The following is a 15,319-nucleotide window of genomic DNA, read 5'->3' on the forward strand; positions in this document are numbered from 1 at the left end:
AATCATGTCATCCCTTCGGGATTTTCCCGTCTGCCCGTTTTCCCTATCGGCTCCTGACTATTCTGAGAAAATATTCTCTCTCACCATCCGTTTCGCTGAATAGTTACCATTTTAGAATATTTGTTTTATACCATTTTTCCTTGAATGATATTGATTAAGGATTTTTTTCCTTTCTCCATAATTTCTTGTGTTTTTCCTTCCACATTTAAACGGAGCAGGGATTCCGTATTTGATTTTCTGACGTTGAACCACCAGTCAATATACTCTACGGTAACTCCATCCATATAGTCTACTTTTCCGTTTGAAAATTTCTTGGCAATTTCAGTAATTTTTTCATCCGCATCCTCTACCTTGAAATTTATTTCACCCGTAGAATAATACCGTTTGAGGGGAGACACCATATTTGAGAAGGGTACGCGTTTTGAGCTCAGAATTTCCAGAACCATAAGGAAGGCAATCATTCCCGAATCAGAGTAGTAATTATTTTTAAAGTAGTAATGTCCGGATAGTTCTCCGCCAAAGACAGCCTTCTTTTCCCGCATGGCCGCTTTCATATAAACATGGCCGACACGCTCGCGGTGCGGTATGCCGCCACTTGCCTTTATTTCTTCGGGAACAATCCAACTTGAGCGGAGATCATAGAGAATGGTAGCTCCCTTTTCTCGTTCAAGAATCTGTTTTGCAATCAACGCTGTAATAATATCGCCTCCAATGATTCTTCCCATTTCATCTACAAAAAAACATCGGTCAGCATCTCCGTCAAAAGCTACTCCAAGATGAGACCTTGTCTCACGGACTTTTTTTTGTAAATCAACCATGTTTTCAGATTTCAGTGGATTGGCCTCATGATTGGGAAATGTCCCGTCCAGTTCAAAATAAAGAGGAATAATTTCCATAGGAAGCCCCGCGCAGACGACAGGAATTGTTTTCCCTGCCATTCCATTTCCTGCGTCAACAACGATACGGAGATGTCTGAGGTTACTGGCAAATTTCAGGACGTACTTCTTATAATCTCCAAAAATATCGCGCAGGATAACCTTACCAAGTTGTTCACCACGCGGCGGGTGATACTGACTTGTCAGCTTTGAAATACGTTCGATCCCCGTTTCAAAACCGACGGGAACGGCATCTTTTCTGCATATTTTAAATCCATTATATTCGGCAGGATTATGAGAAGCGGTAACCATTACCCCGCCATCGTACTGGTAGTGACCCACGGCAAAATACATCATCTCCGTAGAAACTACACCCAAATTTACGACGTTAAGCCCGGCCGTGCATAACCCTTCAATCAAGGCGTTGGCAAGTGATCGGGAAGAGGTTCTCATATCCCTTCCGACAACAATGTTTTTCACATCTGGTTCTTCTTCCTTAAAAAACTGGGCTATGGATGCCCCAATCTTACGGGCCGTTGTTTCATTTAGCTCTGTGGGATATTTTCCGCGAATATCGTAGCTCTTAAATATATCCCGCGACAATTTGGATTCTTGCGGTGATTGGGTAAGATTTCCTGGTTCAACCCTTTCCAGACACACATTGCATTTAGGATAATTTACTCTCTGCCTTCCCTTACACACGGAATCGCTTATCGTGTAAGACTCACCGGGACAACGGCGTTGTCGTTCTTCAGCCTTTCCTCTTATAGGTCCTTGTTTCATACCAGATTATTTCCTCAAGAAGTCGTTACCATGTTAGCAACTGCTTGCCGGCATCAAATGCCCTTTGTAATAAGTCCCGTTTCATGTTTACCATACCTTTTTCTTCTACTCCACAACACAATATTTCCCCCGTGTATTTTATGTCTAACACGTGAAAAAAGGCCTTTATTGTTTTTATAACACCAGCAAACAAGTCATCTCCCGCATTCCGTGCTGCGGTTGCAATCAGAAAACCATTCGCGCTTCCCATACCTTTCCTGACCGGAAGATGCAGGATATACTTTTTTGCCCAAAATGGCTGGCACCGGTCAATAAAAGCTTTCAGCTGCGCACTTACACTCATAAAATAGACAGGCGAAGCGACGATAATGCCGTCAGCATCGACAAGGTGTGAGTAAATTTGTTGCACATCATCATAGATAACGCATGTACCTTTTTCAAAACAACCGTCACAGGCATTGCACGGGGCGATTTGTAAATCGCGGATTACGATCTTTTCGACCTTGGCGCCACTTGCCTCTGCGCCCTTTATCGCCTGATTGAGCAATATATCAGAGTTTCCATTGACACGCGGACTGCCAAAAATGGCAACCACTTTTTTCATACACGTTTTCCACCGGAAATTAACTCATCCCTGAAATATGCCAGTGTCTTTCGCATTCCTTCTGCCCGCAGAACTTTTGGTTCCCATTTCAAGACGGTTCGTGCCTTGGAAATGTCCGGTTGCCGGATCTTCGGGTCATCAACAGGAAGTTGCTTAAATACAATCTTGCTTTTGCTGTTGGTAAGCGCAATCATTTCTTGTGCTAACTGGCGGATGGTTATCTCTTCGGGGTTTCCGATATTTACCGGATCATGCTCATGCGAAAGGAGCAGTTGATAAATGCCCTCCACAAGGTCGGAGATATAGCAGAAACTTCTTGTCTGCGAACCGTCTCCAAATACCGTAATATCTTCATTCCTCAATGCCTGACACATAAAGTTCGGTAGTGCGCGGCCGTCATTCACCCGCATTCTTGGACCATACGTATTGAATATTCTCACAATTCTGGTATCTATGCCGTGAAACCGGTGATATGCCATGGTCATTGCTTCTGCAAATCGTTTTGCTTCATCATAAACCCCTCTGGGCCCCACAGGATTGACATGCCCCCAATAATCCTCCGGCTGCGGATGGATTTGCGGATCGCCATATACTTCAGAGGTAGAGGCTAAAAGAAACCTGGCTCTCTTTGCCTTGGCAAGCCCAAGGCTATGCAACGTACCGAGAGAACCAACCTTTAATGTTTGTATAGGAAATTCCAAATAATCGGAAGGGCTGGCTGGTGACGCAAAATGCAATACATTATCCACTTGCCCGTCAACATAAATATAATCACTTACGTTGTGTTTTATAAAACGGAATTGACAATTCCCTATCACGTGGACAATGTTATCCATTTTACCGGTTAACAAGTTGTCAATACATACTACTTCGTGCCCCTTTTCTATCAAATAATCGCATAGATGTGAACCAATAAAACCTGCACCGCCTGTAATTATTGTTCTCATAAAGGAATATCTCTTTGAGTATTAATGAATTCCAAATATTTTAGGGGATTAGAGAGGGTTAGGGTGAATTTTACAACATTTTCATCAATATGCAAGTGGGAAATCTTGGTGAAAAGCAGTTTTCTTTGACAAATAAATTTATTAAAGATAGAATTCGTTCTGTGAAAAAACAAACAGAACCAAAAAGATATCTCATTTCCTTTGATAGCCGTACGACTGCTCACGTTTTTACCGATGTCCTGGTGATTGGAAGCGGAGTCGCAGGGCTCAGCGCTGCTATACAGGCAGCAAGACATAATACCGTATTGGTTGTCACCAAAGAAAGGATGGATGAAAATAACACTGCCTATGCCCAGGGAGGCGTGGCGGTTGTTCTCTCCGCCGGAGACACGGTATCGAAACATATCAAAGATACCCTGGATGCAGGGCAGGGTTTGTGTGACGCAGTGACAGTAAAAGCCATTATTGGCGAAGGTCCTAAGCGGATAAATGAACTGATCGGATGGGGTGCATCATTCGACAAAGAAGATGACCTTTTGATTTTTACTCAGGAGGGCGGGCATCGCTTTCCTCGCATTATTCATGCCCAGGGCGACTCTACCGGAAAAGAAATAGAACAAACCCTCATCCGGGTTACAAAAGAAAACAAAAATATCAAGGTTTTTGAACATACCTTTATAATCGATTTGATTACAGAAGATGAAGTTTGTCACGGTGCTATTGCCTGGCACGCAAAGAAAGGAAAGATGCTGATATGGGCGAAGCGAACCATTCTTGCAACGGGGGGATGCGGGCAAGTCTATCGTGAGACAACAAATCCGGGGGTAGCAACAGGAGATGGATTGGCAATAGCCTACCGGTCTGGCGCCACCCTTCAGGATATGGAATTTGTACAGTTTCATCCCACAACGCTTTACATTGCCGGGGCAGTGCGGTTTCTCATCACGGAGACGGTGAGAGGTGAAGGGGGTATATTAAAAAACAAAAAGGGCGAACGATTCATGCCAAAGTATCATCCGCAGGCCGAACTGGCGCCACGAGATGTCGTTAGCCAGAGTATCCTGAAAGAGATGCAGAAGACGGATCATACCCATGTATATATCGATATTCGTCATATTCCCAAGGAGCGGTTATACTCTCGTTTCCCCAAGATCAGGGAAATCTGCGCATCTTTTGGAATTGACATTGCCAGGGAACTCATACCGGTCCGTCCCAGTGCTCATTATATGATTGGCGGAGTTAAAGTCGACCGTTTTTCCAGAACAACCATCCGGCAGCTTTACGCTTGCGGCGAAGTGGCCTGTACCGGAATGCATGGGGCCAATCGGCTCGGCAGCAATTCGTTGCTTGAAGGCCTGGTGGCGGGCTCTGCTGCCGGGATAGATGCCAGCAGATCCATCCAAAGATCGAAACGGGAATTGTTTCCTTTCCCCATACAGGAGCTTGCAGGCGGATCAAAGATTAGCTGGCTGGATCTGAACGATATTGGAAACTCCCTCAAGAGTCTTATGTGGAGGGATGCCGGGATAGAACGGGACGAAAAACACCTGCTTGAGGCGGAAGAGATGATTGAAATGTGGTGCCGGTATGTTATGGATAAAGAGTTTGCCAATCCAACGGGATGGGAGTTGCAGAACATGCTGCTGGTTTCCCGTCTCATTGTAGCCTCAGCCCGTAAACGCAAGGAATCCCGCGGTGTTCACCATCGGTCTGACTATCCTGAAACAGATAATACCCACTGGAAGAGACATATTGCCGTGAAAAGGCAGAAATCCTGATTCGAAATACAAACGGGGGTATGTAACAGCCTCGTCCCTGTTCTCCCGACTTTTTCACCATAGTTTCCCACCATCCCACGTGCCTTTGAGCTACCCTCCCCGTTTTGTTCATGAGTGATATGCAGGCTCAGTAGAGAATCGAAGGCAGGAATGCGCCCGCGGGTTCATTGTAAAGACCCATGCTCATGAGCGTCATCGGTTGGACCACGCGGAGCCCATGGTCCAAACACCACCGGAACAACTCCCCGTTGCGGATTGGCAGGAGAAAGCCGGGACCCGGGAACGTGGGTGCCGCCCCGATGAGGGCTTTCAGCGCTTCGTTTGTCTCGCCAACGGCATGGCCAAAGAAAGCGACCGGTGTGGCATAGCCGGTGATACGTCCCCCGTGCTCGACGATGGTCGCAGTGCCCTGCCGGATCGCATCGCACAGCTCTCCACTACGGTCATGGCCATGGACTTGCACACAGATCCGATTGCAGGCGTCCAGATCATGTTCTGTAGCAGGGCGTACCGTGTAGCCGGGAATCTGCACGGCAAGGGGCTCTCCCTGCAGGTTGGACAAGGGCTCGCGGGCCACGAATCCCAGTCTGGTATACAAAGAAAGCGATCGGTTATGATAAGCTGCCTGGATCAGCCGAACCCCCGGAAAACGCCGCTGCGCCGCCCGATCAAGAATATGTTGCATCAACTGGCGTCCGACCGTCCGATTTTGCATGGCAGGGTCGACTGTAATCGGGCCGATGCCCGCCACGGTCGAGCGCTCGTCGAGGAAGTTGCTGCCGACAATCCGGCCATTAAACTCTGCGATCACTGCATAGACGCCTGGGTGCGCCAGCAGCCCTGACAGAAATTCCGTGGCGAACGCAGGCGAGGGAAAATCAGGCGGAAAGTTGTGCTGCCTGGCAATCGTCTTGAAGGCCTCATAACAGATCGCCCCGCAAGACAGTGCGTCTGCGGCATTGCCCGGACGGAGAGTGATATTCATTCGCGCTTCCTCCATACGATATACATATCCTATTGACCTCTGGTTGTTGTGACACCCAACATCAGTTTCAGCCGCAGCGGGAATTTGCAAGGTGTAATTTGGTTTCCACCCAGGGAAAATCTTTACGGTTTTTTGAACTCCTGGTCTTTTCTGATCTTTTCTGGCACATAAAGATGGTATTGAATGTCTTCTCGTGTGGCGTCTTCCGGCAAGGGATGAATCATTTTTGCAACGCCGTTTTTTAAACGTTCGTACCAATATAGTATAGGGAATTTTTTCTGAAGATTGAAGTAAAATCTAGCAGCAAAACTGTGCATCGGCCAAATACACGTCTGCGCGGATGATTTATCGGACAATGCCCTTTTCCTTTAATGCGATGTAAAGGTTTTTTTGAGGACATCCAATATCCATTCTTCTTCTATAATTGTCCTGTCGGCGGTTTCTTAATCTTAGCCTGTTTTTCAAACGCAATATGATCAGGCGAAAATTTTGTCTTGTCCCGTTCCACGATGTACATACGAAGCTCTTTATGGAGGCACAGGAGTGCCCGGATTCTGCTTTTGGTGTTTAGAAGATCTTCGCAGGCATGGTACTCACCGGATTTGCCGCGAGGTGACAGTTCCGTTTTTAGCGCACGTAAGTCCGAAATAAGATGTTCGAGTTGAAAGGTTAATAAAAAAACCGACCCGGAATGGTTTGATATGGTTACCTTGGGAGACCCCGCTTCATCAATCAAGCACACGAGTGATTTCTGCATAGACTATCCTCTTGCTTGTATTACACTTTCTCGCCGGCTTGCTAACGACGACGCTCACCTTTTGCTATGGAACACAGCGGAATAGCGGTCTCAGATGCAGCGTCTTGTTAGACGTTTTGCTTGTTTTATTCACAGATTCGTTGAACATAAATTAGCCAGCGCTAATCGTTGTTTTATAAAACGTCTGTTAGTACGTATAATACGTTTACAGGGGCTTTTTATACGGCCATTTGGACATAATATAATAAGCCTTGTAAACTATTTGCCGGTATAATACGTAATAGGCAAAATAATGTCAAGTTTTTCGAATGAAGTCTCATCTGTCAGAAGAGAGAATTACCGAAAAAAATAACAAGGTATCTCCTTTTCGCATTACCAAATTATGGTTTGTGGATTTTTCCCCGATGCATAAGGGTTTGCGAGGGCCAGACAAGGCTGATGACCGGATGGCTAAGGGGTAACGGAAAAATAATGAAATTTTCTTGAATAGCTTAAGATTGCTGGTAAAATTTACATTTTAGTAACTGGAACGGAGAGTAAAGTACAGGCATACGAATTCCAAGAGGTCTTATGGAGGGGCAGGGTTCATACCTTGCACCTGCTTTAAAATTCTGAGCATTAAACGAATAAGGTTTTTCTATGAAATTTTTGACTGAATACTTGACATTTCAAACCAAAAAACGCCGTGAGTTTATTAACATTACACGTGAAATCGAACGGGTCTTGCAGAAGAGCGGTATTAAAGAAGGCATGATTCTGGTGTCTGCCATGCATATAACGTCGGGCATCTTCGTTAATGATGCAGAACCCGGACTCCATCGGGATATCGAAGAGTGGATGCTCAGACTGATTCCGGAAGGCCATGATTATTACCACCATCGGACCGGTGAAGTGAATGGCGATGCACATCTCAGAAACCTCCTCCTTGGACATCAGGCAATTATACCGGTAACTGAGGGTAAATTAGACCTCGGGCAGTGGCAAAAGGTTTTTTACGCAGAATTTGACGGTCAGCGCAGCAAGCGCGTTATTATCAAAGTAATGGGAGAGTAGAAGTTTTGCCGTGAATTTCTGATGATATGTAAAATCAGTGAAATTTGGCTATGACAATAAATACCCGTACCATGTCTGACAAAAAAACAAATGAAGAGGCGCCCTGTATCCTGGCCTGTCCCATACGGCAGGATGCCCGTGATTATGTCCAGCTCATAGCCAGAGGGCGTTTCGGAGAGGCTTTTCGACTGGTGAGGGAAAGAAATCCTTTGCCAGCAGCCTGTGGCCGCATCTGCACCCATCCGTGTGAAACGAAATGCCGGAGAAACAGCATTGATACCCCGATTGCAATCGCATGGCTCAAGCGTTTTCTTGGTGATAATTTTTCCGAAGAAACCAGGAAGACAACTGCTGAGAATTATCCGGAAAGGATCGCCATTATTGGCGCAGGCCCAGCCGGCCTTGCCGCGGCAAACGATTTAGCCCTTCTGGGGTATTCCTGTACTATATTTGAATCAAATGCAACTCCTGGTGGGATGCTTCGTATGGGGGTTCCAACCTATCGTCTCCCAAGGACATCTATTGATGATGACGTCGATTTTATTAAAAAGCTGGGCGTAGAATTTCGATATAATACAACATTTGGTACAGATATAACTTTCGACAGTCTGAAGAACGATGGGTTTTCTGTGATTTTTCTTGGTGTGGGTTTGTTAGAAAGCCGCACATTAAACATTGAAGGGGTACAATTCGATGGCGTCATTAAAGGGATCCCCTTTTTGAATGAGGTGAATACGACGGGACGGGCTAAAATCGGAAAACGGGTGCTTGTAATAGGTGGAGGCGCTGTTGCTATGGACTGTGCACGGACGGCGCTACGGTTGAAACCCGACAGAGTGTCTGTCGCCTGTCTCGAATCCCGGAGGGAAATGCCAACTACCGATTTTGAAATCGAGGAAGCTATCCATGAAGGTGCGGTGCTTCATAACTCGGTTGGACCAAAACGTATCATCGGAAAAGATGGGAGAGTAACAGGCCTGGAGACCCTTAAGGTGAAATATGTCTTTGATGAACAAAGGCGATTCAATCCAGCCTTTTATGAGGGGTCTGAATCAATTATCGAAGCGGATACAATTATTCTTGCAATAGGACAAGCATCAAGTCTTTTTTTCCTGCAAGGCCAGGAAGATATTCAGGTTACACGAGGTGGCACGATCATTGTTAATCCAACTACTTTCAGCGCCTCTGTTCGTAATATCTATGCCGGAGGTGATGTTGTACTTGGGCGGGGAACCATGACCGAAAGTATGGCCCATGGTAAAAGAGCGGCTATCGCTATTCATAATGCCTTGAGAAATACGTCGCTGAAAGATGAAAAATGGGCACACAAACCTGCCGTGCCCGATGTGGCTGTATCCAAAATTGCGCTTATCAAAAAAGAGCAAAAACAAGAGATGCCTACCATGGCTTTGGATAAAAGGCTGAATAACTTTGATGAGGTAGAATTGGGATTCTCCAGGAATGTCGCGGTAAGAGAGGCGCAGCGGTGCATGAACTGCGGTGCGGGCGCCCTGGTGGACGATCATCTTTGCGTCGGATGCCTTACCTGCGTTCGTGTGTGTCCTTTTGAAGTGCCAAAGATTGAAACAGGCAATACTACGGCTTATATCGACGGAGATTGTCAATCCTGTGGTTTATGTGTTGTGGAATGCCCCGCAAAGGCAATCAGTTTTAAAACCCCTCTGGAAGATTGTGGGAAAGAAGCCCTTGAGTCGGTTTTCCAGGGAATATTTGTGCAGGACACAAAACCATGTATTGTTAATTTTTATTGCCAATATAGTGCTTATAAAGAGGACAAGGAAAGCGCAATAGATGACTTACCGGTTTTTCATTTCAAACGGGTAGGTGTTCTGGGTTTGGGCAAGGTGGAGCCTTCGTTATACCTCAGGGCATTTGAGTTAGGTGCTCATGGGGTATTGGTAACGGCGTGCAAGGACGTTACCTGCCATTTTTGTAAGGAACAGGAATGGATTGAAAGGCGGTCAAAGTTTACCAGCCAGCTTTTAAGTGGATTGGGGATGGATATCCAAAGATTTCAAACCCGTTTTGTTTCTTCGCAGAACGGCAAAGAAATCCTTGAAATTGCTTTTAACATGGCTGATGAACTGAAAAATTTATCGTACCGTACAAACCCCTCTATTAGTCCGTTTCTCACAAAGGACAATAGCGGGAAATAAAAGACGTTTAACTTAATGGTATCATTCTTGTCCGAATTAAATTTTCAAAGAGCCAGAAAATCCTTGTTTTATAAGGTTTCTAGCGATTTTTGTAAATTGAAAAACCTGGGTTTTTAATGGATTGCGGGATGGCACGGACAAACTTTTTTTCCGTGTGATATGTTCCAAATCCATGTGTATATTCAAACAACATGGACAAACAAGTTTGTCCATGCACCCCTGTAGTCGAAGACATAACCTGATTGTAGCTGTGCTGCGTTGAGATTCTTTCTTACAGTTTCGTGAAAATTCGTGGTGGTCTGTTATTATGATCGTAGCGTCATCAAAACCGTTTCCAGAAATCAAAAAGATGCTTTCCGGGTTTAAGAAGGTCTGCGTGCTGGGATGCGGTTCATGCGTAACCATATGCCATACCGGAGGCGAAAAACAGGTTACAGAGCTTGCTGCGCAACTCCGGCTTGCTGCCAAATTAGAAGGCAGACAGATTGAGGTCAAGGAAGATTCCACACTCAGACAGTGCGAATGGGAATTCATTGATGATATTAAAGAGGTGATTAAGGACTGTGATGCCGTTCTTTCCATTGCCTGCGGCGTAGGCGTGCAATACATGGCCGAGAAATTTCCTAAGATCAGGATATTCCCCGGCCTAAACACTACCTTTATGGGAGGACCTACCGAACAGGGCATTTTTTGGGAACGATGCGCTGGCTGCGGAAATTGTATTTTGGAAACCACGGGTGGCTTGTGCCCTATAAGCCGATGTGCAAAGAGTTTGTTAAATGGACCGTGTGGTGGTTCACAGAATGGAAAATGTGAAGTTTCTCAGGAAACCCCCTGTGTGTGGCATCAAATATATGATCAGCTCGATACCCAGCAACTATTAGCAACGATGGAAACGATTGTGCCACCCAAGGACTGGACAACTGGCATGGAAAACCATCCACGAAAGATGATCCTCGAACATTTGGTCATGAAAAAACAGTAAAGACGGCCTATTTTTCGTTGAAGCTATTATGGAGGATGGACTGTGAAAGCACGTTGGCAAAAAATTGCTTTGTGAGAGAATGAAAGTTCATGTCTTTGCTACGTTTTTGAAGAAATTCCTCTATCAGAAGATAAGGCTTTAAAAGTAGCTAGAGAAACATCCGGAATTTACAAAGGTATAGATGAAAAAACTGAGTCGAAAAACTAAGAGAAATGCGGGAGCAGAATGCTCACGGGTGAGTTCTGATAGATACCAATATTCTTTTGCACCACACGAAAGGATCGAAAAACCGTATAGATTTTAGTAACAATTTAGTTTAAAAAACCCTCTGTATAAATAATGTCGACTTGTAGGGGAAGGTTTTAAACCTACCCCTACACGGCATGTAATACCCGGTTTTTATTGGAAATTTTCAAAAAACTGAATTGTTACAGATTTTGTAAGTTGTGCAATTATTCAAATTGGCTTGCGGTCTTATTGTAGCGTACCCTATGATCAAAAACAGTTCTGACGCAAAATCTGATAGCAACTTAGAAAAAATCCTCAGAAGCGGACAATTCGCCGTAACAGCAGAGCTGGGACCGCCTCGTGGTTCTGACCGTTCTGCAATAGAAAAAAAGGCGGAGTTATTAAGAGGCTATGGTGATGCTTTCAATATTACCGATTGTCAGACCGCCGTGGTTCGTATGTCCAGCATTGCTGCCGGCCGTATAGTCCTTGATGCAGGATTAGAGCCTATCATTCAGATGACCTGCCGCGACAGGAACCGCATTGCCATCCAGAGCGATCTCCTGGGTGCTGCAGCACTGGGTGCAAAAAATCTGTTGTGCTTAACGGGTGACCATCAGAAATTTGGTGATCATCCCATGGCAAAAGGCGTCTTTGACATCGATTCCATCCAACTGATTCACATGGTGAAGACGCTCCGGGATGAAAGTAAGTTCCAGAGTGGACAAGAGTTGAAGACGGCCGGGCCACGGTTCTTCATTGGTGCCGCCGAGAATCCCTTTGCCGATCCCTTTAAATTCCGCGCGATCAGACTTGCCAAGAAAATTGCTGCCGGAGCCGATTTCATTCAGACACAGATCATTTATAATACCAAAAAATTCAAAGAATGGATGAAGATGGTTGCTGACATGGGTCTCCATGAAAAGGCGTTTATCCTGGCCGGTGTGGCTCCGCTCAAGTCTGTCGGCATGGCTAGACACATGAAGCATAACGTACCTGGCATGGATGTGTCCGACGAGATTATAAATCGCATGACAGCCGCTTCTGCCGCTAAGAAAGGCAAGGAAGAGGGTATCAGAATATGTCTGGAGGTTATCGAACAGGTCAGGGAAGTTAAAGGTGTCGCCGGCGTCCATATCATGGCCGTTGAATGGGAAGAGGCCGTTCGTGAAATTGTCCAACAAGCCCAGTTATACCCCAGACCCAGACTGGAAAATTTGTAACAACTCAGAGACTTGAAAAGATTTCCGGTCTTGTAGTATCCCACGTATTGCATCTTATTATTTCCTTGATTCAATTGTATAGGAATTTTCATTTTATTTAAGCGGGTTACAGGGTGGCATGAACAAACTTGTTTGTCCATGCCGCCCGGTAACCGAAGATATACTTTGACATCTATCAGGGGAGAAAAGAACTTTGCCCAGAGATATTCCCGTTGGAAATGGTTCATTGTTGATCGCATTTGACGTCGACTACAACATCAGGGATTTGTACTATCCACGGGTGGGAAAGGAAAACCAAACCCTCGGCTATCCCAACAGATTTGGTGTGTGGACGCACGAAGGCTTTTCGTGGGTCAACGCAAAGGAATGGAAGATTGTCGCGGGATATGTGAAAGAAACTCTTGTAACAGATACGCGGGCGTTAAACGAAAGGCTGGGCATTCAGCTTGTCTGCAACGATGTTGTTGACTTTGAGAAAAATATCTATGTCCGTAAGGTAATCGTCCGGAACCTCAAAAACTACGAAAGAGAAGTCCGGCTTTTTTTCCATCAGGATCTGAGCGTCATGGAGAACGAGATTGGCGATACCGTATTTTATGATGCAAAACTGAATTGCCTTATCCACTACAAGGGTCCCCGCTATTTTTTAATCAATTGCTCTGCCGGAGATGTGTGGGGGGTGCGAGAATATGCAACGGGGATCAAAAGACTCCGTGGCGCTGAGGGGACATGGCGTGACGCTGAGGACGGAATCCTGGGCGGAAATCCTATTGCACAAGGGTCTGTTGACTCGACCATTGGTATTGAACTGACTATTCCACCCCTTGAAGAGTCCGTCGTCTACTACTGGATCGCCGCTGGCAGAAATTATGGCGAGGTGGACTCCCTGAACGACATTCTTTTACACGACAAACCACAAAAAATAATCGACAGAACTGCATGTTACTGGCAATATTGGGTAAATAAAGAGGAGTTTAATTTTGGAAATCTGCCTGCAGACGTTGTGGATCTTTTTAAAAGAAGTCTGCTGGTCCTTATGACCCAGATAGACAGCGGAGGCGCCATTATTGCGGCAAATGATTCCGATATTAAGCAGTTTGCAAAAGATACGTATAGTTATATGTGGCCAAGAGACGGAGCTTTGGTCGCCTATGCATTGATGAAAGCAGGATATACGACTACCTGTAGAAATTTTTTCAACTTCTGTGCAAACACCATCACACCGTACAACTTCTGTGCAAGCGTTATGGTGGAAGATGGGTTTTTATTGCATAAATACAACCCTGACGGTTCTTTCGGAAGTTCCTGGCATCCCTGGGTAAAAGGAGAGGAGATACATGTGCCCATACAGGAAGATGAAACAGCCCTGATCCTTTGGGCCATGGGGCGTTACTATGATCTGTACAGAAGAACGGATGAGATTCGTCCTCTTTATCACGGCTTTATCGAGAAGGCAGCGGACTTTCTGGTAAGCTACCGGGATGAACAGACAGGATTGCCACTCCCTTCCTACGACTTATGGGAAGAAAGGCGCGGCATACTCTCCTTTACGGCGGCGACGGTATATGGCGGACTCCTGGCCGCCGCAAACCTTTCCGATATCTTTTACCATACGGAAAAGGCATTGTTATACCGGCAGACTGCAATGCAGGTTAAAAAGGCAATAGATCAATATCTCTACAGTGAAAAGCATCAGAGATTTCTGCGCATGATCTATCCAAAGAAAGACGGTGGGTATGAAATTGATGCAACAATTGACGCCAGTTTGTATGGGATGTTTGCCTTTGGTGTATATGCCCCGGATGATATCAAGGTACAAAATACCATGAAAGCGATTGAAGATACCTTATGGGTCAAGACAAAAATCGGGGGTATTGCACGCTATGAGCGCGACTTCTATCAGCGGGTCGGGAGTGACGACACGATTCCGGGAAATCCCTGGATAATCTGTACCATGTGGCTGGCGCAATACTATGTAGCGATTGCCAAGTCTATCGAAGACCTTGAACGTGTCGTAAATTATCTCAGATGGACCGTGTCCCGTGCGTTGCCCTCCGGTGTGCTTGCAGAACAAATAAACCCGTTTACCGGTGAACCAATTTCCGTTTCTCCCCTGACATGGAGCCATGCCATGGTGGTACAAACGGTTATGGATTACCTGGAAAAATTGCAGGAGTTGCATACGTGCGAGCGATGTGGCCGGTCAATATTCCATTACGACCGTGCAGGTCGGCAACAGATAAAAAAACACTCCCTGACATATTCGGGTATAATTCCAGAACAAAAGTCTATTCATTACCTTGATCAGGTAAATATAAAAAAAGATGATGACCTCACTACGGTGAGTATAGACCCGACGCGATGTGTGGGATGTGGAATTTGCGTTGAAAATGCAAAGGGGGTTATGGATCTGGTTGAAGATAAGGCAAAGATTATTGCCGGGAAGGCAACAAGCTGGAATATCCCGCCGGGGTTTGAAAAATGCTGTCCGATGGATGCAATTACGGTGGAAAATGATAAAAGGGGATGACACCTGCCTTTATCTTTTTACAATCCCACGCCCCTGCCGTATGACAAAATGTACCTGGCTTAGACTTTCCATGCTCAGGGTGATTTCAAATTACCTTATGCCTAAACCATAACATTCATGGCATGCTTACGCCACTTCTGCCACGCAACTTCGGTTATGCTTATATGACGGGGCGATTTCACCTTCTCCATCTTCTCCAACGCTAATTCCCTTAACAGCCCCTTTACTCACACTGCCGTATTTTATATCTTGGAATTCATAGTAACTCTGTGATAATATTTAACCGCATTGAATTTCCCTATTTTACCATATGATCCTGTTCTCGAACAAAACCATAGCATGTATACCGTGGTTTGGATGGGGGAAGTGGCAGTAGTGCAGACACAGCGCACGG

General features: G+C 45.5%; 11 protein-coding genes. 6 read left to right on the forward strand and 5 right to left on the reverse strand.

The window, feature by feature from the left end:
• Nucleotides 1-125: 125 nt before the first annotated feature.
• Genes BIY37_RS00760 through BIY37_RS00770 form a run of 3 tightly spaced genes read right to left on the reverse strand, consistent with a single transcriptional unit; the run spans nucleotide 126 to nucleotide 3,209 of the window.
• On the reverse strand, nucleotides 126-1,658 hold the full coding sequence (locus BIY37_RS00760; protein ID WP_080324755.1) for a phosphomannomutase/phosphoglucomutase: 1,533 nt from the start codon (nucleotides 1,656-1,658) through the stop codon (nucleotides 126-128).
• Nucleotides 1,659-1,683: 25 nt separating this feature from the next.
• Nucleotides 1,684-2,262, reverse strand: coding sequence for a flavodoxin family protein (locus tag BIY37_RS00765; protein ID WP_070065942.1), 579 nt, complete (start codon nucleotides 2,260-2,262; stop codon nucleotides 1,684-1,686).
• The gene (locus BIY37_RS00770; protein WP_070065943.1) at nucleotides 2,259-3,209 is read right to left on the reverse strand and encodes a UDP-glucuronic acid decarboxylase family protein; all 951 of its coding nucleotides are present in this window, start codon (nucleotides 3,207-3,209) and stop codon (nucleotides 2,259-2,261) included. Before BIY37_RS00770 ends, BIY37_RS00765 begins: the two co-directional genes overlap by 4 nt.
• A gap of 161 nt (nucleotides 3,210-3,370) precedes the next feature.
• On the opposite strand from BIY37_RS00770, the gene nadB reads away from it, so the two are divergent.
• Entirely contained in the window at nucleotides 3,371-4,987 is a 1,617-nt protein-coding gene (nadB, locus tag BIY37_RS00775) for an L-aspartate oxidase (RefSeq protein WP_070065992.1), read from the forward strand.
• 127 nt (nucleotides 4,988-5,114) lie between these two features.
• Here nadB and BIY37_RS00780 read toward each other — a convergent pair whose 3' ends face one another.
• Nucleotides 5,115-5,972 carry a GNAT family N-acetyltransferase gene (locus BIY37_RS00780; protein ID WP_070065944.1) on the reverse strand — a complete coding sequence of 286 codons (858 nt, stop codon included), beginning with the start codon at nucleotides 5,970-5,972 and terminating at the stop codon, nucleotides 5,115-5,117.
• Between the two features lie 418 nt (nucleotides 5,973-6,390).
• Nucleotides 6,391-6,729, reverse strand: a complete 339-nt coding sequence (locus tag BIY37_RS00790) for a hypothetical protein (protein ID WP_070065946.1) — start codon at nucleotides 6,727-6,729, stop codon at nucleotides 6,391-6,393.
• 639 nt (nucleotides 6,730-7,368) lie between these two features.
• On the opposite strand from BIY37_RS00790, the gene BIY37_RS00795 reads away from it, so the two are divergent.
• From BIY37_RS00795 to BIY37_RS00815, 5 genes are all read left to right on the forward strand, one after another.
• Nucleotides 7,369-7,782: a secondary thiamine-phosphate synthase enzyme YjbQ gene (locus BIY37_RS00795; protein WP_070065947.1), complete on the forward strand. Its 414-nt coding sequence runs from the start codon at nucleotides 7,369-7,371 to the stop codon at nucleotides 7,780-7,782.
• 50 nt (nucleotides 7,783-7,832) lie between these two features.
• Entirely contained in the window at nucleotides 7,833-9,959 is a 2,127-nt protein-coding gene (locus tag BIY37_RS00800) for an FAD-dependent oxidoreductase (RefSeq protein ID WP_070065948.1), read from the forward strand.
• Nucleotides 9,960-10,266: 307 nt separating this feature from the next.
• Nucleotides 10,267-10,944, forward strand: a complete 678-nt coding sequence (locus BIY37_RS00805) for a methylenetetrahydrofolate reductase C-terminal domain-containing protein (protein ID WP_070065949.1) — start codon at nucleotides 10,267-10,269, stop codon at nucleotides 10,942-10,944.
• A 491-nt stretch (nucleotides 10,945-11,435) separates the two neighbouring features.
• Nucleotides 11,436-12,395 (forward strand): methylenetetrahydrofolate reductase, encoded by a 960-nt coding sequence (locus BIY37_RS00810; protein ID WP_070065950.1) that lies wholly within the window; start codon nucleotides 11,436-11,438, stop codon nucleotides 12,393-12,395.
• A 193-nt stretch (nucleotides 12,396-12,588) separates the two neighbouring features.
• A complete protein-coding gene (locus BIY37_RS00815) occupies nucleotides 12,589-14,925 on the forward strand; it encodes a glycoside hydrolase family 15 protein (protein WP_070065951.1) in 2,337 nt (778 codons plus the stop codon).
• Nucleotides 14,926-15,319 lie beyond the last annotated feature (394 nt).

The organism is Candidatus Brocadia sapporoensis (genome assembly GCF_001753675.2).
Taxonomy (GTDB): Bacteria; Planctomycetota; Brocadiia; order Brocadiales; family Brocadiaceae; genus Brocadia; species Brocadia sapporoensis.